The following is a 20825-nucleotide window of genomic DNA, read 5'->3' as shown; positions in this document are numbered from 1 at the left end:
ACGAACGTGCCCACCACCCTGCTGCAATCGAACCTGCCGGGCCTCGAGCTGATCCATCGCGGCAAGGTGCGCGATGTCTATGCGCTGCCGGACAACCGCCTGCTGATCGTCGCCAGCGATCGCCTGTCCGCCTTCGACGTAGTGCTGCCTGACCCCATCCCCGGCAAGGGCGAGATGCTCACGCAGATCTCCAACTTCTGGTTCGCCAAGACCGCGCACCTGGTGCCCAACCACCTGCTGCACACGCCGCTCAGCGAAGTGTTGCCGACGGGTACGGACCTCAAGCTCTATGAAAAGCGCGCTGTGGTCACGCGCCGCCTCAAGCCGGTGCCGGTGGAAGCCATCGCACGCGGCTACATCATCGGTTCGGGCTGGAAGGATTACCAAGCCACCGGTTCGCTGTGCGGCATCAAGCTGCCAGCAGGCTTGCGCCAGGCCGAGCAGTTGCCGGAGCCGATCTTCACCCCGTCCACCAAGGCGGCGGTGGGCGATCACGACGAGAACGTGAGCTTCGATGCGGTGGTGGCCGCGGTCGGCCCGGCGCTGGCCGAGCAGGTGCGTGAAGCCACGCTCACCATCTACAAGTGGGCGGCGGCATACGCGGCCGAGCGCGGCATCATCATCGCCGACACCAAGTTCGAGTTTGGCACCGACGAGAACGGCAAGCTCTACGTGATGGACGAGATGCTCACGCCGGACTCCTCGCGTTTCTGGCCGGCCGACTCCTATCAGGTAGGCATCAGCCCGCCGAGCTACGACAAGCAGTTCGTGCGCGACTACCTGGAAACGCTGGACTGGAACAAGAAGGCCCCCGGCCCGCACGTACCTGCCAACGTCATCGGCGCTACCACTGCCAAGTACGCCGAGGCGCTGCAGCGCCTGGCCGGCATCACGCTGGATTGATTCCTCCGCCGGGCGCGGCGCTGCCGCCCCGGCCCTCCCCTTCGCCCTGGCCGATGCGATATGGTCCAGGGCTGACGCCGCGCCGGCCTAGCCGCTGCGCGGCGATCATCCACTTGGCCCCGGGGAGCGGCGCGCACCAATGCAGACCACACACACAGCCGACGGCATGCAGCCCTGGCTCGACAGTTACAGCGCCGACCACCAACACCCCACCAACCGCCTGCTGCACTGGATCTGCGTGCCGTTGATCCTGTGGTGCGTGATCGCGCTGATGTGGATCATCCCGGTGCCGCCGATGATCGGGCGCCCCGGCCTCTGGGCCGTGGCCGCGCTGGTGCTGGCCTTTGCCTGGTACTGGAAGCACTCCCATCGCCTGGGCGCCGCGCTGCTGGTGGCGCTGATCGCACTGTGTCTGCTCACCGAGGCGGCGTATCGCGCACTCGGCCCCGCCCATCTGGGTTACACCGCCATCGGCGTGTTCGTAGTGGCCTGGATCGGCCAGTTCATCGGGCATGCCATCGAAGGGCGACGCCCCAGCTTTCTCACCGACCTGGCCTACCTGCTGGTGGGGCCGGCCTGGCTGATGGACAAACTGCTGCGCCGCCTGGGCCGCTGACCTCGCTATGACCACCTTGCTCACGCTTGTCAGCACCCTGGTGTGGTGGGTGCTCTACAGCAGCATTGGCGCGCTGTTCTTTGCCCTTATCGCCTGGAGCGTGCTGCGTTGGAGCGAGCGCTGCGCGGTGGTGTTCAACCGCACCTACCTCGCCTGCCTCGTCTGGACGCTGATGGGCCTGCTGCTGGTGGCGGGCGTGGCCCTGCACGAAGGCCACACGCGACCACCCTATGCACCGCTGCTCACGTCACCGCTGCTGCGCGGCGCGCTGGTGCTGGACATGGTGATTGGCGTGATGGTGCTGTGGCGGCTGATTCCGCGCGTCGACGCGCATCGCATCCGCCCCACCAGCGCCTGCCTGGCAGTGGCGGTAATGATGGCCTTGGGTTTTGGCGCGGCGACCAGCCTGCTCGGCTGAGCGCCGCGTCGCTCAATAACCCGTCTTGCGGTTCGCGGCGCGTACCGCTTCCACGAAATGCGTGAACGGGCGATCGGTGATCGCCACCAGGCCGATGTGCGCGTTCTCGCCGTCGAGCAGGCGGCCGGTCACCGGTTGGTCCACGTACTGGAACCAATGCGCACCCACGATGTTCGGGTCATTGGCCGCCGCTTCGATGTAGCGCGCGTAGGCCTGGCCTCGCTGCTCTTCCGTCCACACCGGCACCTGGCCCTTGCCGAACGGGCCGCGATCGTCGGAGCCGAAATGGAACTCGGTGATAAGCGCAGGCTTGTCCAGCTTGGCGAGCGCAGCCACGTCGAAGCCGTGCTCGGGCACGTCGGCATAGGCGTTGAAACTGACCACATCGCAGTACTGCGCACACGAGGCCACGGCCTCGGGCGTGTTCACCGCGAAGCGTCCGCCCAGGAACAGGTGATGCGGGTCGTGCTTGCGGATGGCCTGCGCCACCGTGCGGAAATACTGGTCCGCATAGCTGCGTAGCCAGGCGCTGTAATCATCGGCGATGGCCGGGTGGGCTTCATCGGGCGTGGGGGCGGGGAAGTTGGTGGCGTCCAGCGCCTCCCAGCTCTCCACGTTGATGCCCCAGGCCGCGGCCAACTTGGCCGGCGTGCCGTACCTGCTCTTGAGCTGCGCGATAAAGGCCTGCTTGGCGGGGCTGCGCGCCTCGCCGTGCAGGGTGCCCTGCGCCAGCCCCCAGCGACCTTGCGGCCCCTGCCCGGCCCAGGCCAGTTCGTTGTCGGCGAAATAGCCAAGCAACCAGGGATCATCGCGAACCTCTTTGCTGGCCTGCGCTACCGCCGCGTCGGCGGCGTGCGCAAAACGCGGATCGAACGGGTCCGGCATGCGCCCCCAGTAGTCATAGCCGCTGGACACGTTGCCGAACACGCCCGAGATATTGATGGAGCGCGTATAGGCAAAGCGATGCATCTGGGTGAGCGCTTCATCGCTCCAATTGCCCAGGGTGTTAAAGCCCCAGTCGTCCAGGCGCTCCACCGTGCGTGCGCGCCAAGCCTGCCGCCAATGGCGTCCATCGGCGAGGAACAGGTTGGCCGAGTAGTAATCGAACCAGCGGCCATGGTGATACGCCAGCCCGTTGCTCGCCGCCTGCTCGCCCACCGCCTTGCCATCGCTGCCGTAGAAGGGCGCCCAGCGACCGCTATTGGGCGGCAGGTCCTTGAACATGAACTCGCGGCCTTCGATATAGGTGCGGCCGCCGTCGTCGTCCACCACGTTCACGCCGAGCGAGAAGAAGGCGTGACCTTCCGGGGTGACCAAGTGCCAGCGCCCATCGCGGCGCTCCGCACGGAACCAGCCGGTGGGCTTGAAGGCCGCCAGGTCGGTGCGGCCGCCGTAGCGATCGAAACCCTTGCGCACCAGCGGTGCCGCAACCGCTGCGTTGGCCTTGAATCCGTGACGACCGCCGCGCAGGGCTTCGTCCGAATCCACCTTGCCCTCCCATTGACCGCGCGTGTATTGGCCCCAGGCATCGACGATGCCGGTGTAGGCGTCACGCAGATCGTGATCGCCGCGAGAAGTATCGAGCTTGCCGAACAACAGGGTTTGCGCGGCCGTGGGCGCGGGCACGCCCAGGCGCACCGATTTCACGTGGGCCAGGTCGATGGAACCTTCCACCGTGGTGGCCACCAACACGCGCTTGCCGCCCGCGCTGTAAGGCATCGGCGGGCCAGCCTGCATGCCCATCGCACGCGGCGACGTAGCGCGCAACGGCACCACCAGCGTCTGCGGCGGGCCGGCCGGTACGGGCACCACCGCGTGCAGGTGCTGATCCTTGCCGGCGCCGTCGATGTCCACGGTAAGCGTGACAGCCCAAGGCATCGCGTTCTGCATGTCCACATGCAGGGCGCCCTCCTTGGACCAATCCCACTCGCCACTGCTCAGCGACACCACCAATTGCGGCGTGGGCGCCGGCTGGAACACATAGCGCTCCAGCGACATGCCGCCCACCGTTACCGGTGCACCCTCGCGCTCCACCTGCTCCAACTGGGTCTGGATGACGGCAGCCTTCGGCTGCGTGCCGCTCGCTACTGGTGTGCCGGCGGGCGCCGCATTGGTGCGGCTGAGGTCCGCCCGGTCGGTGTCGCTGGCCTTGTGGCAGCCCGCAAGCACCAACAGACAAGACAGGGCGAGAGGAGCGATCCGGTTCATCGGCGGCTCAAGGCAAGGGGATGGCGGGAGTATGCCTGTCTCGTCTGAAGCTTGCCTTGCTGCGCTGCGCCGGCGGCGCAGCGCAAATTCATGCCGCGCGCCGCTGCCATGCACGCCAGCCGTAATACACCGGCACGCCCACTGCGATCAGCGCCAGGCTCATGCCCGCATCGCCCGGCGAGTGGATGGCGGTGGCTACGATCACGCCGAGCACCACCAACACGAACAGCAGCGGCAGCACCGGATAGAACGGCACGCGATACGGCGAAGGCTCGTTGCGGAAACGGCGGCGATACCAGAACAGCGTGGCGATACCAAACGCGTGCGACAGCCACTCACCCACCGTCGTGTAGTCGACCAATTGACCGAAGCTGCCGGAGATCACCAGCACGATGGCCCAGCCCCCCAGCACCGCCAATGCCACGCGCGGTGCGTGCGAGCGCGCATCGATGCGGCCCACCGCGCTGAACAACATGCCGTCTGAGCCCATGGTCTGCAGCACGCGGGCGCCACCTGCAATGGCGATGCTGCAATAGCCGAAGGTGGAGCAGGCGATGCCCACCGCGATCACGGTGGCGCCGCTCTCACCGAACAGACGACGCATCAGGTCGGCCGCCGGCGCATGGCTTGCGGCCAGCCCGGCGTGACCCAGCCCCGCAAGGTAAGCAAAGTTCACCAGCACGTAGCACACCACCACACCTGCCAGCCCCAGACCCAGGGCTCGCGGCAGGGTCTTCTGCGGCTCACGCACTTCGCCCGCCAGATCATTGAGGTAGTGGAAGCCACCATAGGTGAACAGCACCGGCAGCAACGCGCCCAGGAAGGCACCGGGCGGTAACTCGCGCGTCGTGTCTGTCGCCAGCACGCTGCCGAACTGCCCATGCGCCAACACCACACCCACGACCACGACGAGCACGATGGCGGACAGTTTGAGCAGGGTGAACACATTGAGCATGCGCGAACCAGCGCGAATGCCGAAGAAATTCACCCCGACGATCAACGCGATGGCGCCCGCCGCCACCGGCTTGACCCAAAGCGCTGTGGGCAAGCCCAGCGCCGTGCAGAAATAGTCGGCGAAGGTGGTGGCCACCGCCGCCACGCTACCCGGATAGTTGATCAGCGCCATGGTCCAGCCGAACAGAAAGGCCGGCAACTGACCGAATGCCTCGCGCAGGTAAATGTATACGCCGCCTGCCTGCGGCCGGCGGGCACCCAGCTCGGCATAGCAGAGCACGCCAGCGAGGGTGAGCAGGCCGCCAATGGTCCACAGCATGAGCAGTTCGGCGCCCGACGAGGTGCGCTCGGCCACGGTGGACGCGCTGCGGAAAATGCCGGCGCCGATCACGCCACCGATCACGATGGCAGCGGCATCCCATGTGCCCAATCGGCGCAGGTAAGCGGTAGGGGTTGGGGCAGTCATGAGGCGGCGGGCATCCTTCGCGACAGGTACGGAGGACGGACCATAGCGCGAGAGGCCCCCGAACATCGATATGCAACGGCAACTCGCGGGCTACTCGACGGTTTTTTCTCACACGCCCTGTCATTGTCCGCTGGCATCCGCATGAATCAGGGATGCAGCGGTCACCTCTCCCCTGTCGCGGCGCACCGGTTGCGGGACGGAACCGGCGTCGACCCAAGGAGGCGTCATGAGCAGTGTTGCACCCGCAGTCGGCCCAGCCCTCGACCCTGCCCTCACCCACCTGCTCGAATGCGACCGCGCCCTGGTCAAGGTGGCACGCAAGATCAAGGTGCTCAAAGCCATCGACTGGCCGGTCGAACTGGAAGCCAAGTTTCTCGCCGAGTACGAGCGCGGCACCCCCCAGCTGCCCGAACCGCCTCATCGCCACCCGGATCTCAACGGCGAAATGGTCGCGCTCAAAGGCATCATGGCGCGCCTGGACCGCGGCCACCCCATCGGCGACTGGCTGTTCAAGACCGCGTGGAGCTACCTCACCGCCGCGCAGATGCTCATGAACGTGGGCACTGACACCTTCACACGCTGCTCCACGGCGCTGTATGGGCGCCCCGATGCCGTGCATAGCGGTCAGGAGTTCAGCGCGGTGCATGCCGCCGGAGACGTCATTGCCATCACCGACGACCTGATCGGCCGCGACGCCATACCGCCGGTACCCGCCGACATACCGGCCAACATTTTCGCCGAGCGCCTGCGCGCCCGCCTGAGCGGCTTCTTCGACCAGGATCGCGTCGAGGTGGTACTCGATCCATCACTCCCTTCCAAAGCTACCGCCGGCAGCCGCAGCATCAATCTGCGCGCGACCGCCATGTTCTCCGAACAAGACCTGGACCAACTCACCGAGCACGAAGCCTTTGTACACACCGCCACCTTGCTCAACGGCAAGCACCAGCCTTACCTGACCGCGCTGGGCCTGGGTTCGCCACGCACCACGCGCACGCAGGAGGGGCTCGCCACCTTCTCCGAGATCATCACAGGCTCCATCGATTTGGCGCGCCTGCGTCGCGTGGCACTGCGGGTACTGATGGTGAAGCGCGCGCTGGACGGCGCCGACTTCATCGAGGTGTTTCGTGGCTTCCTCGATGCGGGTCAGACGCCGGTGGAAAGCTATCGCAGCGCTTCGCGCATCTTCCGCGGCGGCGACGTGCGCGGACGCATCTGCTTCACCAAAGACAGCGCCTACCTGGAAGGCGTAATGATCGTCTACATCTTCATCCGCAAGGTGCTGCAAGCAGGCCAGGTGGAAATGCTGCCCCTGTTGTTCGCCGGCCGCGTCACCACCACCGATGTGATCACGCTGTCGCCGTACTTGCAAAGCGGCCTGATCCAACGCGCTACCTACGTACCGCCCTGGGCACGCAACCCGCAACAGGTGCTTTCCTTGATGGCGTTCTTCACCGCCGCGCAGCGGTTCCGGCTGGACACGCTGGATCTGGAGAGCTTCCTCGCTTTCGAAAATGCGCTGGTAGATGAGACGTTGCAGGCGCAATGGCGGTAAGTGGCTTCCATGCAGCGTCCCATTCACCAACGGCCCTGACGAATCAGCGCAATCGGATCCCGCCTGCCTTTCTCGCTGAATCGACGCAACTTAAACCTGCCGCTAGCGGATTTCGCGTCGCGATGCGTCCCATCACCATGCCCCATCGCACATCGGATATTCGTCAAGTGTGAGTACCCATCACCCCGAAAACCCATGCCATCATGGGCGCTGCGCGCCCGCCCCTATCCACCACCGTGCCAACCCAACCCCGAAAAATCATCCACGTCGACATGGATGCGTTCTATGCCTCCGTGGAGCAACGCGACGATCCTTCGTTGCGCGGCAAGCCCGTCGTCGTGGCATGGCGCGGCGCGCGTTCGGTGGTGTGCGCGGCGAGCTACGAGGCGCGCACGTTCGGCGTGCGCTCGGCCATGCCGGCGGTGCGCGCGGAGCGGCTGTGTCCGCAGGCCATTTTCGTGCCGCCGGATTTCAACCGCTACAAAGCCGTGTCGCGACAGGTGCGCGAGATTTTCGCCCGACATACCGAGCTGATCGAGCCGCTGTCGCTCGATGAGGCCTATCTCGACGTCACCACCACACACACCGGCCTGCCCTCCGCCACCGCTACGGCGGAAGCCATACGCGCGGCCATTCGCGAGGAAACACAGCTCACGGCCTCGGCCGGTGTGGCGCCCAATAAATTCCTCGCCAAGATCGCCTCCGACTGGCGCAAGCCCGATGGCCTTTTCGTGATTCGCCCCCAACAAGTGCTCGCCTTTCTTGAGCCGCTCGCCGTAGGGCGGCTGCCCGGCGTGGGCAAGGTGATGGAGGCACGATTGGCTGAACTTGGCATCGCCACCGTGGGCGACCTGCGCACGCTGGGGGAGCCTACGCTGGAGCAGCGCTTCGGCCGATGGGGACGGCGACTGCACGAACTGTCGCTTGGCATCGACGAGCACGCCGTGCAACCGGATCGCCCGACCCTGCAAGTTTCCTCGGAAGACACCTTCGAGCACGACCTCACCCTGCAAGAGCTCGCACCGCATATCCATCGCCTGGCCGAGAAAACCTGGGCCGCCCACCAGCGCGAAGCCAGCGGCCCGCATGCACGCTTGGCGCGCACCGTGGTGCTCAAGCTCAAGACGGCGGACTTTCATACCCTCACCCGCAGCCTCACGCCTTCCGTGCGTCCCTCGTCGGCGGCTGAACTGGCGGAGCTGGCGTGTGGCTTGCGTGAACGCGTGGAGCGCGCCCCCGATGCACGCTATCGGCTGGTGGGCGTCGGGCTATCGGGTTTTGTAGACGCGGACAGCTATCAGGCTCAGCACGATCTGTTCGAACAAACTGCTTTCACGTGAAACCAAATTCCGGCATGCCCCTGCCGAAAGATTTGTTAAATGGGTCTTTACTCGACCTTCATTTCCTGAAACAGTGGACCTGGGGAACCCAGTAGCAAGATCGAAACTATGGACGTCTAGGCGCCTATAGCGGGCTTCCTTTGCCTACCAATCGGGGAGACACCATGCAGTCCAACTATAATCGACTATCCATAGCGGTACGGCTCGCTCTTTCGGTCGGCCTGGTTTCATCGGCCGCCATCGCACAGGCCCAGGACGCCACTGGAACGGACGCCTCGACCCAACAGGCCCATGGCCCGCAGAGCCAGAGCGCACAACCGCAGAACAATAATGAAGCGCCCAAGCAAGCTAACGCCAAGACGCTCACCGCGGTATCCGTCACCGGTTCGCTGATTCGCCGCGTGGACGCGGAAACCGCCAGCCCGGTAGTAACGCTCGACCGATCCGCCATCACCAACAACGGCAGCCCCACGCTCGGCAACGTGCTACAGGCGCTGCCCAGCATCTCGGGCAACGCCACCAACACGCAGAACAACAGCAACGGCGGCGGCGGCGCGAGCCCCACGCTGGAAGGCGGCGACGGTGCGGCCCGCGTTTCGCTTCGCGGCCTGGGCGTCAACCGCACGCTGGTGCTGGTGGACGGCCAGCGCATGGCCAACGCCGACCTCAACATGATTCCGCAGAACATGATCGAGCGCGTGGACGTGCTGGCGGAAGGCGCCTCCACGGTCTACGGTTCGGATGCCATCGGCGGCGTGGTGAACTTTATCCTGCGCAAGGATTACAAGGGCGCCGAGCTCAGCGTGAACGACGGCATCTCCAGCCATGGCGACGGCCAGCGTCACGGCGGCCAGTTCACCATTGGCGCCAGCGGTGAAGACGGCAACATCGTCGCCGGTATCGACTACAACAAGTACAGCCCGGTGCTCGCCACGCGGCGTGGGTTCTCTTCGCACCAGTTGTATCTCTCCAGTGGCGTGATCACGCCATCGGGTTCGGGCTCCATCCCCACCGGCCGTCTGTTGGTGCCGGTGAGCAAGTCACCCGGTTGCGCACCTCGCGCCGGCACCACCAACACCTACGTGACCCTGGCCAGCGGCAATGGCAGCAGCCTTAGCGATTACCGTTGCTACCTGGGTGCGGCCGACGCGTTCAACTACAACGCATACAACTACATCCAGACCCAGCAGGAGCGCACGAACCTGTTCGCGCTGGGCAACTACAAGTTCAACGACTACGTCACCTTCTTCGCCGACGTTTTCTATAACCACACCAACTCCAGCGGCCAGGACGCACCGGCGCCGACCGGCGTGGGTGACGGCTGGCAGGTGCTGGCAAGCAATCCGAACAACCCGTTCGGCGTGACCTTCAGCCAGAACCAGGTCAACGGCGATCCCAACAGCGGCTATCCGTTCAGCACCCGCCTGACGGGCCTGGGTACCCGCCTGCATACCTTCACCACGGACAACGAGCAGGTGAACACCGGCCTGCGCGGCAACTTCGGCTCGCAGACCACCTGGATCTGGGACGCCAGCGTGGACTACGCGCACTCCCGTCGCGTGCAGACCAACTACAACGAAGTGAATGTGCCGGCCTTCCAGGCGGCCATCGACGCGGGCGCGAACATCTTCAACCAGGCCGACCCGGCGGTAACCGCCCTGCTCGCCAAGGGCGTGGACGCGCCGGTCTATACGATGACCAACACCATGAAGCAGCTCCAGGCGAATGCCTCGGGCGAGCTTTGGGATCTGCCGGCTGGCGCCATGCAGCTCTCGGTGGGCGCGCTGTACCGCAAGAACACCATGAACTACAACGTGACGGCGGACGCGATCCTCGACCCGGTCACCAACACGTGTACGGTGTTGTCGGAAGCCTGCGGCTCGCCGGGCGGCGGCAGCATCAACGTGAAGGAGCTGTACGCCGAAACGTTGATTCCGGTGCTGTCCGAGCAGCCGTTCGCCTACGCCCTGAACGTGGACCTGGGCGTGCGCACCTCCAACTACAGCACCTCCGGCACCACCACCAACGGCAAGATCGCCGTGGAATGGCGCCCCATTGCCGATCTGCTGGTTCGCGGCACCGTATCGCAGGTGTTCCGCGCGCCGAACCTGGATGAACTGTACGACGGCCGCACCGTCGCCGGTCCCAACCTCAACGACCCCTGCGTGGCCCTCACTGCCGCCCAGCTCGCTCAGCACGCGGCGGCCTGCCAGAACGTGCCGGTGAACTGGGGTGGCAACCCGCTTGGCCAGGTCACGGGCTACTACTCCGGCGCGATACCCGCCGGCAGCACGCTCAAGCCCGAACAAGGCAAGTCGATCGACATCGGCCTGGTCTACTCGCCGGAATGGCTTACCGGCGTGTCCACCTCGCTGGACTTCTGGCATATCTATCTGAGTGACACGCTCACCCCCATCACCGCGCAGACGGTGGTCAATGCGTGCTTCAACAACAGCAACAGCCCGTTTTGTAGCTTCATCAATCGCTACGGACCGAGCAGCCAGATCGCCGGTGCCGTCAACTACATCAACACGCCCGTCGTGAACCTGGGCAACCTCAGCACCAGCGGCGTCGACTTCACCTTGAACTACGCCATTCCGCACTTCAACGTGGGTGACGTGGACCCGGGTACGTTCAAGGCCGGCCTGAACACCACCTACAACTCCACCTACAAGAACAACGCCGCGCCGGGTCAGCCTGGTTCGGAGGCCATCAACTATGCAGGTACCTACAGCCTGCAGTTCGGCAACCTTGCCCGCTGGCGTGGCACGTTCACGCTGAACTGGGCGCTGGGTCCGTGGAGTGCGCAGTGGCAGTCGCGCTACGTCCACAGCCTGACCAACCTCAATGCCGATGCGGTAACCGGCGCCAGCGATCGGATGGGCGCCATCACCTACCACTCGATCCAGGGTGGTTACGAGTGGGCCAAGATCCACACCCGCTTCGACATCGGTATCGACAACCTCACCGGCCGCGTGCCGCCGCTGGCTTACCAGAACGGCTCGAACTACAACGTGGATACGTCGACGTACGACGTGCTCGGCCGCTACTACTGGGCACGCGCCACCGTAAAGTTCTAATCGTCTGCAAGCGTTCGATACCTCCCCCGCTACGGCGGGGGAGGTTTTTTTTGCGCCACCACTTGGAAGCCGGTTCGTTTTCGCCCACGCTGGGGGCATGACAGATACCGATCTCTCCAGCGCTGAACGCACGGCCCTCATGCTCGACGCCTTTCATGCGGGCGACCTGGATCGCGTGCTTTTGCTAGGGGAGGCCCTCGGCCACGCGGGCGAAGCCGACGACACCGCCCTGCTGCTGCTCGGCGCGGCCCAGCACGGCACCCGACGCATTCGCGCTGCCATGACGACCTTCCAGACGCTGACGAGGCGCCAACCGACCGTCTTCGAGTACTGGAACAACCTGGGCATCGTTGCGCGCGAGGCCGACGAACTCGACACCGCCGAACATGCCCTGCGCCAGGCCGCCAACTTGGCCCCCACCGACGCCCAGGTGCAATACAACCTTGGCCTGTTGCATGCGCAGCAACAACGCTGGCTCGACGCCCGCTATGCCCTGCTCGCCGCCGTCGAGCTGTCGCCCGATTTCATCGAGGCACGCTTGCAAGCCGCACACGCCTGCCACATCTGCGGCGACAACCTCAATGAGGAAGCCCTGCTCGCTGGCGCTGCCGATTGGCCACCGCAGCCGCTGGAGCAAGCGCTGATCCTTTCCACCATGCTGGCCACACACGGCGAGTTGGGAGCCGCGCTACGCGTACTGGAACAGGCCAAGCCCGATGACAACGCCGCAGAAGCAGCCCCAAAACGCATTCACGCCCTGCGCGCCGCCCTGTACGAGCGCGGCAACCAACTCGAACAAGCAGAAACGGAGCTGCGCGCCCTGCCCGTGGAGTGGCTCAACGCGCTACCCGAGGAACAAACGCGCCTGCGCTGCGAAGGCTGGCTCGCTCATGCCGCGCTCGCCGCGCGACGTGGCCAGCACGAACACGCATCCACCCTGTATCGCGAGGTATTGGCGACATCGACCACACACGACATGCGCGCGAACGCCGCCTTTGGCCTTGCAGGTAGTCTGGACAAACTAGGCCGCCACACGGACGCATGGCACGTCGCGTCGCTGGCGCACGAGGCACAGCTGCATGTAGCCGGCGGCATCGTTCCCGAGCTACTGCAACCGGACAGCACACCATTGGCGATGAGCCAGCACCGGGTCAGCCGTCGCGAGTACGATCGTTGGAATGCGCTACCCGCTCCGCGCAGCGAAAAGAGCCCGGTGTTCGTGGTGGGCTTTCCGCGCTCCGGCACCACGTTGCTGGAACAGATGATCGACGCGCACCCCGCCTTCTGCTCCATGGATGAACGCGCCTTTATCCATGAACTCACCGAGCGCATGACGTTGGCAGGCCAAGCCTACCCGAGCGACCTCGCCACCCTCACGCCCCACGATGCCGACCAATTACGCGCGGTCTACGCCGGCCTTGCAAGCAATGTGGTGCCCGCGCTGAACGGTCGCCAGTTGGTGGATAAGAACCCGCTCAACATGCTTTGCCTGCCGATGATTGCGCGCTTGTTTCCCGAGGCACGCATCATCCTGTGCCTGCGTCATCCGTGCGACGTGCTGCTGAGCTGCACCATGCAGGCGTTCCGCTCTCCGGCCTTCATGGTGCTGTGCTCGTCACTGGAACGATTGGCCCGCGGCTATGTGCAGGCCTTTGAACAGTGGCAGCACCACGCCGAGGTATTCGCGCCGCGCGTGCTGGAATGGCGCTACGAGTCGGTGGTGGCACGCTTCGACGAGCATGTCGAACGCCTGGGTCACTTTCTGCAAGTCGACGACTCCGCGCCCATGCGCCGATATGCCGAGCATGCGGCCGCCAAGCGCCACATCAGCACGCCAAGCTATGCACAGGTCACCCAGGGCATCCACAGCAAGGCAGTGAACCGCTGGCATGGCTATCGCGAGCAGTTCGCTCCCGTTCTGCCCTTGCTCAAATCCACGATGGATCGGCTCGGTTACGACGCCTGATCATCAGCGCACGCGCGCACCACTAACCTTGCGCTGTCTTCACACAACAGAACTGACATGGTGCATCGCGTCTTCTTGCGTGAAGCTCGCGTGTAAGCGCGCATGCGCCATGTAGGCGCGTGACAACGAAATCCTTTTGCATCAACACGCTCATTCAACACGCCTACAAGCATGCAAAAACGTGTTTTCTTGAGCGCAAATCTCGCATGTTTTTCCGATTTGCAAACGCGCTACAAACACCTTACAAAAAGATTCGCGAGCAACTTTCACGTGTGACCCAGTGCTCAATTTTGGGGTGCACTGATCGATTAGTTTGCTCCGCGCTGGGGGACAAACGCAAAGCAACAACGTGCAAAGCGCCGCAACGAGATGTTGCCGGCGCGCGGTGAGTTATTGCCGTGTTTCACCGATGCCGGGCGGACCGGCATCGTTCCTACTCGTGACCATTCGCGTACCAGGGAGAAATTCATGCTCGCAAGACTGAAGCTTGTGTTGGCAAGCAGCTTTGTCGCTGCCACCTGTGTCACTGCTGTGTATGCCGCACCGTCTGGCGGTGGCACCGCACAGGCGTCCTCCGAATACGTCAGCCCGATGGAAGCGCAAGCGCACGAAAACTGGCGCCACGACATCGCACGCACGCCGACCCCGTCGGAAGGTTGCTTCCAAGCCACCTACCCCAGCACCGTGTGGCAGCAGACCGCCTGTAAGGAAGCCATTCCGCGTGTGGCACCCGTGCCGCGTTGGCACAAGCTCGGCGCCTCGCAGAACGCAGGCAACGGCAACGACTACACGCTTCAGTCTTCCAGCCTGATCACCCAGACCATCGGTACCTTCCCGGTAGTGACCGGCGTTACCTCCGAAACGGGCGTGGGCGTTGCCTCCTATGGCGGCGGCGGCATCCTCGGCCCCAACGAGTACTCGTTGCAGATCAACTCCAGCTTCAACGCCACCACCTCGGCCTGCGCCGGCCACACTGGTTGTACCGTGTGGCAGCAGTTCGTCTATGCGCCCGACTACAGCGTGCAGGGCCAGGCGGCCGTGTTCATGCAGTACTGGCTCATCGGCTACGGCGGCCGCCGCTGCCCGAGCGGCTGGGGTAGCGATGGTGCCGGCGACTGCTACAAGAACAGCGCAGCGGCCACCGCGCCGGATGTACCAGCCACGCAGCTCGGTAACGTCAAGCTCACCGGCACGGTAACGGCCGGCGGCAACGACACCGTGGTGTTCACCAACGGCACCAACGCCTATAGCTCCAGCGGCAAGGACAGCGTGCTGTACCTCGCCCAGGTGTGGAACGTGTCCGAGTTCAACGTGGTGGGCAACGCCGGTGGCTCGGAAGCGCAGTTCAACAGCGGCTCCTCCATCACCGTCAACGTAGCGGTGAGCAACGGCACCACCACGGCTCCCTCGTGCGTAGCCAACTCCGGCAGCACGGGCGAAAGCAACAACCTCAACCTGGGTAGCTGCACCGCTTCGGGTGGTTCCATGCCGTCGATCAAGTTCACCGAATCGAACTGATCGTCCGACGTCGCGCTCCACGAAAAAGCCCGGGTTTCCCCGGGCTTTTTCTTTGCGCACCGCCATGCCGATTACTTTTTCTTCTTCGGCATATACAGGTCGGTGATGGTGCCTTCATAGGCTTCAGCCGCCATGCCCACCGACTCGCTGAGGGTGGGATGCGGATGGATGGTGAGGCCGATGTCGGCCGCTTCCGCACCCATTTCGATGGCGAGCGCGATCTCGGAGATGAGGTCGCCTGCGTGCGGGCCGACGATGCCGCCGCCGACAACGCGATGGCTCTCTTCGTCGAAGATTAGCTTGGTGAAGCCTTCGGTGCGATCGATGCCGATGGCGCGACCGCTGGCCGCCCAGGGGAACTTGCCCACGCCGATCTTGAGACCCTTTTCCTTGGCCTCGCGCTCGGTCACGCCGACCCAGGCGATTTCCGGATCGGTATAGGCCACCGACGGAATCACGCGCGCGTCGAAGTGGCTCTTCATGCCGGACACCACTTCCGCCGCCACGCGGGCTTCGTGCGTGGCCTTGTGCGCGAGCATGGGCTGGCCGACCAGGTCACCGATGGCGAAGATGTGCTTGACGTTGGTTCGCATCTGCGTGTCGACGTTGATGAAGCCACGGTCAGTCACCGCCACGCCGGCCTTGTCGGCACCGATCTTGTTGCCGTTGGGCGAGCGGCCCACGGCGACCAATACGCGATCGAACAGCGAGGTCTCGGGAATACTCTCGCCTTCGTAGCTGACTTCGATGCCCTTCTTGGTGGCCTTGGCGTCCACCACCTTGGTCTTGAGGTGCACGCCCTTGAGCTTTTTGCCCAGGCGCTGCGCCAACGGCTTGATGAGGTCGGTGTCCGCGCCGGGAATGATCTGGTCCATGAACTCGACCACGGTCACTTCACTGCCGAGCGCCGAGTAGACGGTGGCCATTTCCAGGCCGATGATGCCGCCGCCAACGACCAGGAGCTTTTTGGGCACGTCCTTGAGTTCGAGCGCGCCGGTGGAGTCCATGATGCGCTCGTCGTCCCAGGGGAACGCCGGCAGGCGAACGGCCTGCGAACCGGCCGCGATGATGGCGTACTCGAAACGGATGAGCTTGGTGCCTTCGGCGGTCTGCACTTCCATCTCGTTGGGCGACACGAAGCTGCCCACGCCTTGCACGGTGCGCACCTTGCGCTGCTTGGCCATGCCGGCCAGGCCGCCGGTGAGCTTGCCGACCACCTTGCCCTTGAAGTCGCGCAGTTTGTCGATGTCGATCTTGGGCGCGCCAAAGCTCACGCCGTGCGCGGCCATGGCCTCGGCCTCGTCGATCACCGCGGCGGCGTGCAGCAGGGCCTTGGAGGGGATGCAGCCCACGTTGAGGCAGACGCCGCCGAGCGAGGCGTAGCGCTCGACCAGCACGGTGTCGACATCCAGGTCGGCGGCGCGGAACGCGGCGGTGTAGCCGCCGGGGCCGGAGCCGAGCACGACCAGCTTACATTCGATGTCAGGCGTGCGGCCCGACGCACCGGCCGCCTTGGGCGCCGGGGCAGCAGCGGGTGCCGGTGCGGATGCGGCCACGGGGGCCGGCGCCGGAGCGGCAGCCTTGGGTGCATCGGCCTTGGCGGCGCCGTCAGCGGCTTCGAGCACGGCGATAACCGCGCCTTCGGACACTTCGTCGCCCACCTTGACCTTGAGCTCCTTGATCACGCCGGCAGCGCTGGAGGGAATCTCCATGGTCGCCTTGTCCGATTCGAGCGTGATCAGGCCCTGTTCCTTGGCGACGGTGTCGCCAACTTTCACCAGCACCTCGATCACCGGCACGTTGTCGTGACCGCCGATGTCGGGAACCTTGATTTCGATGGTGCTTGCCATGGGGATTCCTTGAATTTCTTTTCGCTACGCAGTGAGGGCGGCGCACGAGTGGCCCCTCGACCTAACCCTCTCCCCGCCAGGGAGAGGGCATCGTTGGCGAGGCGTCAGAGCAGCAGGCGGCGGATGTCGCCCAACTGCTGCGCGAGGAACGAAGCGAAACGGGCGGCCAGCGCACCGTCGATCACGCGGTGATCGTAGGAGAGCGACAGCGGCAGGATCAGGCGCGGCGCGAATTCCTTGCCGTTCCACACGGGCTTCATGGCGGCCTTGGACACGCCAAGGATGGCCACTTCCGGCGCGTTGACGATCGGCGTGAACGCGGTGCCACCGATGCCGCCCAGCGAAGAGATGGAGAAGCAGCCGCCGGACATTTCGTTGGGGCCGAGCTTCTTGTCGCGCGCCTTCTTGGAGATTTCGCCCAGTTCGATGGCGAGGTCCAGCAGGCCCTTCTTGTCGCAGTCGCGGATCACCGGCACCACCAGGCCATCGGGCGTATCCACCGCGATGCCGATGTGGAAGTACTTCTTGAGGATCAGCTTTTCGCCGGTTTCATCCAGCGAGGCGTTGAACTGCGGGAACTTCTTGAGCGCCGCGACCACCGCCTTGATCTGGAACACCAGCGGGGTGACCTTGAGGTCCTTGTTCTCTTCGCCGAGCTTCTTGCGGAAGGCTTCCAGCTCGGTGATGTCGGCGTCTTCGTGCTGGGTGACGTGCGGGATCATCGCCCAGTTGCGCGCCAGGTTGGCGCCAGAGATCTTCTGGATGCGCGAGAGCGGCTTTTCCTCGACGGGGCCGAACTTGCTGAAATCCACCTTGGGCCACGGCAGCAGGTTGAGGCCGCCGCCGGTTGCCACGGGGGCGCCGCTGGGGCGCGCGCCGGAGGCCAGCGCGTGCTTCACGTAGCCGGTCACGTCCTCACGCTGGATACGGCCGCTGCGGCCGCTACCCTTCACCTGGCGAATATCCACGCCCAGCTCGCGCGCAAAGGCGCGGATGGCCGGGCTGGCGTACGGGGCATCGCCCGGCATGACGATCTTGGAGTCGAACGGCGGGCGCGCGGTGGGTGCCACATCGCCTTCGGGCGCGTTGCCCGGCAGCACGCTGCGGCCACCGACCGGCTCGGGCTTCTCCTGCACCGCGGGCGCCTCGACCTTGGCCGGCGCGGCCTGCGGGGCGGGCGCGGCTGCCGGAGCGGCGCCACCGGCGGCCTCGACCAGGGCGATGACGCTGCCTTCGGACAGCTCGTCACCCAGCTTGACCTTGATTTCCTTGACCACGCCGGCGAACGGGGCCGGCACTTCCATGGTGGCCTTGTCCGATTCCAGCGTGATCAGGCCCTGGTCCTTGGCGACGGTGTCGCCCACCTTCACCAGAATCTCGATGACCGGCACGTCGGTGCTGCCGATGTCGGGCACCTTCACTTCCTGCACGCCACCGCCGCTGGCAGCAGCCGGCGCGGGCGCCGAGGCGGCGGCGGGAGCCGACTTGGCCGGAGCCTCGGCCTTGGCAGGCGCGGCGGCCGGGGCCGGCGCCGCAGCGGCAGCCTCGCCCTCGGCTTCGATGATGGCGATGAGGGCGCCCTCGGACACCTCGTCACCCACCTTCAGCTTCACTTCCTTTACCGTACCCGCGAACGGGGCCGGCACTTCCATGGTCGCCTTGTCCGACTCCAGCGTAACCAGGCCTTGCTCCTTGGCCACCTTGTCGCCGGGTTTCACCAGCACTTCGATCACCGGCACGTTCTCGCTGCCGATATCGGGAACGCGTGCTTCTTTGAGGTCGGCCATGGTTTCTCCTACGGATGGCGATGGCGAGCCGGCGGGGATGACGGTCGCGTAAGGCTTTAATCATAGCGAACGAGACCCGATTCCGGACGCTTTTGGATCGTTTTAATCCACCATTCGCATACGTATGCAGTGCGTTTCCCGACGTTTCGTGGCCCCGCGCGGGTACCCGGCGCCCGTTGACGATCTTGGCGTCGCCCGCGTTGCGTCGGCATACCCTTTCGAGCCGGGGCGGTTTGCCCCAGCTCGGCGTCATCGCACAAGGGTGTGGCGGCCTGCGCCCCGCCCTCTTCGTTGCATCGGCGCGCAACCCGCTTCCAGCACGAGCCGCGCGAAGATCGTCAACCGGTGCTCAACCCTCCGGCTGGCTCGGCAGGCGCCCCTGCACCACGGTCAGCTCGCGCTGCGGATAGGGAATGCTGATGCCGGCGGCGTCGAAATGCTCCTTCACTGCGCGCAGCAGGTCGGCCTGGGTGGCCCACACATCACTACTGCGAACGTAGGCGCGCAGCACGAGTAGCACGGCGCTTTCGCCCAAGCTGTCGGTCCATACGCCCGGCTCGGGGTCTTTGAGGATGCGCGCGTCGGCGGCGTAGAGCTGGCGGATGATGTCCATGGCCTTGCCGATGTCGTCGCGATAGCCAATGCCCACCTTCAACTCCAGGCGACGGGTACCGCGGCGGTTGAAGTTGATGATGGCATCCGAGCCGATCTTGGCGTTGGGCACCACGGCTTCGCGGTTGTCCGGCAGCACCAACAGTGTGTGCATCAGGTTGACGCTTTCCACCGTGCCATCCACGCCACCGGCCTTGATGAAATCGCCGATGCGAAACGGACGGAACACGATCAGCAACACACCCCAGGCAAGGTTGCTGAGCGACCCTTGCAGCGCCAGGCCAATCGCCAGGCCGCCCGCGCCCAGCGCGGCCAGCAAGGGTGCGGAAGGCACGCCGGCCTGCTGCAAGGCCATCACCACGATCAGCGCGATCAACACGCCGTTGATGAGGTTACGCAAGAAGCCACTGAGGGTTTCGTCCACGTTGGCACGACGCATGGCGCGGCGCGCGAAATTCGCCACACGCGCGGCCAGCCACAGGCCGACCAGCAGGGTCAGCAGGGCCAGCCCGAGATTGATGATGAGAGAGATGCTGCTTTCGGAGAAATGCAGGCGCGCCAGAAGATCGTGCATGGACCGGTCACTCGTGCGGAACAAAGCGCAAGAGCGTAGGGATAGCCGAGTTAACTCCGCGTTGGCGCGCAAAAAGGGCCGCGCCGGGAGTGGGGGCGCGGCTCAAGGCCGTGCTGGGGAGCGGCGACCGAGGGATGCATACGCGGGGTCGCCTCAATCGGCGCGCGCATGCTCCGTGGCTGTTACCAGCTTCTTGTTGTCCTGTGCATTCGGGTCGCGGGAAAGCAACTGCAGGCGTGAGCCATCCTGCAGGCGGAACTGGAACTGCTGTTGCAACTGATCGAGTTGGGTCAGACGCGGGCACAGCGCTTCGGCGCGGCGACTGAGGGCATCGGCGCGTGAATTCATTTCACGGTCGATGCTCTTGTCCAGCGAATCGGCGCGCGCCTGCAACGCGGCGACTTTGCTCTGGTCGCCGCTGAGCGCGGCAGTGACGGCCTCGCCGGTGATCTTGCCGACCAGGTCCGACACGGACTCGCCGATGCCTTCACCGATGGTGTCGTCCAGGCCATGGCGTTGCCATACGCCCTTGCCTAGGCTGTCGTCGATCTGTGCGAGTGTCTTGCGGCGGTTTTCATCCAGGCGATCGATCATGCGTTTGCGATCGGATTCGTTTTCGGCGAACGTCGCCATCACCGTGCGCATGGCCGCGTAGCCGATGTTTACGCCTTCGCGCGCCACACTCGCCACCTCGGGCAACAGCGCGCGCACCTGGGTCTCGTAATAGCGCAGACGCTCGGCATCTGCGGCCGACACGGCGATATCGCGGCCATCGATGCGCAACTGCCCGTCGTGCATGGTTACCTGGGTCGGCTTGCCGGCATCGCGCCAAAAGTCGATGCCGCTGCCGCTTACCCGCACGTCGTAGTTGGTGGAGTAACCACAGTTGCCGTTTTGGATGTCGATGTGGCGGGCCTGCGCCGCGCCACTCAAGGCGGTGCCCATCGCCAGCGCCAACAACATGATCGTCCTGCGCATGTC

The 20825-nt window shown here is 65.0% G+C and carries 14 protein-coding genes; 8 read left to right on the top strand and 6 right to left on the bottom strand.

What is annotated here, in order from left to right; translation table 11 throughout:
• Positions 1-6: 6 nt before the first annotated feature.
• From AC3G2C_RS04750 to AC3G2C_RS04740, 3 genes are all read left to right on the top strand, one after another.
• Positions 7-903 (top strand): phosphoribosylaminoimidazolesuccinocarboxamide synthase, encoded by an 897-nt coding sequence (locus AC3G2C_RS04750; RefSeq protein ID WP_488383473.1) that lies wholly within the window; start codon positions 7-9, stop codon positions 901-903.
• 139 nt (positions 904-1042) lie between these two features.
• Entirely contained in the window at positions 1043-1519 is a 477-nt protein-coding gene (locus AC3G2C_RS04745; protein WP_488383472.1) for an Mpo1 family 2-hydroxy fatty acid dioxygenase, read from the top strand.
• A gap of 7 nt (positions 1520-1526) precedes the next feature.
• Positions 1527-1937 (top strand): hypothetical protein, encoded by a 411-nt coding sequence (locus AC3G2C_RS04740; RefSeq protein ID WP_488383471.1) that lies wholly within the window; start codon positions 1527-1529, stop codon positions 1935-1937.
• A gap of 12 nt (positions 1938-1949) precedes the next feature.
• Here the strand turns inward: AC3G2C_RS04740 and AC3G2C_RS04735 are convergent, their stop codons facing one another.
• Together AC3G2C_RS04735 and AC3G2C_RS04730 are read right to left on the bottom strand one after the other, a co-directional pair.
• Positions 1950-4145 (bottom strand): beta-galactosidase, encoded by a 2196-nt coding sequence (locus AC3G2C_RS04735; protein WP_488383470.1) that lies wholly within the window; start codon positions 4143-4145, stop codon positions 1950-1952.
• Positions 4146-4233: 88 nt separating this feature from the next.
• Positions 4234-5565, bottom strand: a complete 1332-nt coding sequence (locus tag AC3G2C_RS04730; RefSeq protein WP_488383469.1) for an APC family permease — start codon at positions 5563-5565, stop codon at positions 4234-4236.
• A 226-nt stretch (positions 5566-5791) separates the two neighbouring features.
• On the opposite strand from AC3G2C_RS04730, the gene AC3G2C_RS04725 reads away from it, so the two are divergent.
• The 5 genes from AC3G2C_RS04725 (at position 5792) to AC3G2C_RS04705 (ending at position 15021) form a co-directional block, all read left to right on the top strand.
• Complete coding sequence (locus AC3G2C_RS04725) at positions 5792-7117, top strand: tyrosine/phenylalanine carboxypeptidase domain-containing protein (protein ID WP_488383468.1); 1326 nt, start codon at positions 5792-5794, stop codon at positions 7115-7117.
• Positions 7118-7320: 203 nt separating this feature from the next.
• A complete protein-coding gene (dinB, locus tag AC3G2C_RS04720; protein WP_488383467.1) occupies positions 7321-8457 on the top strand; it encodes a DNA polymerase IV in 1137 nt (378 codons plus the stop codon).
• 164 nt (positions 8458-8621) lie between these two features.
• Positions 8622-11537 (top strand): TonB-dependent receptor domain-containing protein, encoded by a 2916-nt coding sequence (locus tag AC3G2C_RS04715; protein WP_488383466.1) that lies wholly within the window; start codon positions 8622-8624, stop codon positions 11535-11537.
• Positions 11538-11634: 97 nt separating this feature from the next.
• A complete protein-coding gene (locus AC3G2C_RS04710; protein ID WP_488383465.1) occupies positions 11635-13503 on the top strand; it encodes a tetratricopeptide repeat-containing sulfotransferase family protein in 1869 nt (622 codons plus the stop codon).
• Positions 13504-13971: 468 nt separating this feature from the next.
• Positions 13972-15021, top strand: coding sequence for a hypothetical protein (locus AC3G2C_RS04705; RefSeq protein ID WP_488383464.1), 1050 nt, complete (start codon positions 13972-13974; stop codon positions 15019-15021).
• Positions 15022-15092: 71 nt separating this feature from the next.
• On the opposite strand, the gene lpdA is transcribed toward AC3G2C_RS04705, so the two are convergent.
• From lpdA to AC3G2C_RS04685, 4 genes are all read right to left on the bottom strand, one after another.
• Positions 15093-16871 (bottom strand): dihydrolipoyl dehydrogenase, encoded by a 1779-nt coding sequence (gene lpdA, locus AC3G2C_RS04700; protein WP_488383463.1) that lies wholly within the window; start codon positions 16869-16871, stop codon positions 15093-15095.
• 104 nt (positions 16872-16975) lie between these two features.
• Positions 16976-18658: a dihydrolipoyllysine-residue acetyltransferase gene (gene aceF / locus AC3G2C_RS04695; RefSeq protein WP_488383462.1), complete on the bottom strand. Its 1683-nt coding sequence runs from the start codon at positions 18656-18658 to the stop codon at positions 16976-16978.
• A gap of 349 nt (positions 18659-19007) precedes the next feature.
• Positions 19008-19844: a mechanosensitive ion channel family protein gene (locus tag AC3G2C_RS04690; RefSeq protein ID WP_488383461.1), complete on the bottom strand. Its 837-nt coding sequence runs from the start codon at positions 19842-19844 to the stop codon at positions 19008-19010.
• 153 nt (positions 19845-19997) lie between these two features.
• The gene (locus AC3G2C_RS04685) at positions 19998-20822 is read right to left on the bottom strand and encodes a DUF2884 family protein (protein ID WP_488383460.1); all 825 of its coding nucleotides are present in this window, start codon (positions 20820-20822) and stop codon (positions 19998-20000) included.
• Positions 20823-20825 lie beyond the last annotated feature (3 nt).

The sequence above is a fragment of the Frateuria sp. sgz306004 genome (assembly GCF_057750885.1).
The sequence above is the reverse complement of the archived record's forward strand: the minus strand, read 5'-3'. Positions and strand labels throughout refer to the sequence as shown.

Coding starts and splice junctions, on each gene's coding strand:
- dinB (WP_488383467.1), top strand. CDS start 7,321: ATGGGCGCTGCGCGCCCGCCCCTATCCACCACCGTGCCAACCCAACCC.
- AC3G2C_RS04690 (WP_488383461.1), bottom strand. CDS start 19,844: ATGCACGATCTTCTGGCGCGCCTGCATTTCTCCGAAAGCAGCATCTCT.
- AC3G2C_RS04745 (WP_488383472.1), top strand. CDS start 1,043: ATGCAGACCACACACACAGCCGACGGCATGCAGCCCTGGCTCGACAGT.
- AC3G2C_RS04725 (WP_488383468.1), top strand. CDS start 5,792: ATGAGCAGTGTTGCACCCGCAGTCGGCCCAGCCCTCGACCCTGCCCTC.
- lpdA (WP_488383463.1), bottom strand. CDS start 16,871: ATGGCAAGCACCATCGAAATCAAGGTTCCCGACATCGGCGGTCACGAC.
- AC3G2C_RS04685 (WP_488383460.1), bottom strand. CDS start 20,822: ATGCGCAGGACGATCATGTTGTTGGCGCTGGCGATGGGCACCGCCTTG.
- AC3G2C_RS04705 (WP_488383464.1), top strand. CDS start 13,972: ATGCTCGCAAGACTGAAGCTTGTGTTGGCAAGCAGCTTTGTCGCTGCC.
- AC3G2C_RS04715 (WP_488383466.1), top strand. CDS start 8,622: ATGCAGTCCAACTATAATCGACTATCCATAGCGGTACGGCTCGCTCTT.
- AC3G2C_RS04730 (WP_488383469.1), bottom strand. CDS start 5,565: ATGACTGCCCCAACCCCTACCGCTTACCTGCGCCGATTGGGCACATGG.
- AC3G2C_RS04735 (WP_488383470.1), bottom strand. CDS start 4,145: ATGAACCGGATCGCTCCTCTCGCCCTGTCTTGTCTGTTGGTGCTTGCG.
- aceF (WP_488383462.1), bottom strand. CDS start 18,658: ATGGCCGACCTCAAAGAAGCACGCGTTCCCGATATCGGCAGCGAGAAC.
- AC3G2C_RS04740 (WP_488383471.1), top strand. CDS start 1,527: ATGACCACCTTGCTCACGCTTGTCAGCACCCTGGTGTGGTGGGTGCTC.
- AC3G2C_RS04710 (WP_488383465.1), top strand. CDS start 11,635: ATGACAGATACCGATCTCTCCAGCGCTGAACGCACGGCCCTCATGCTC.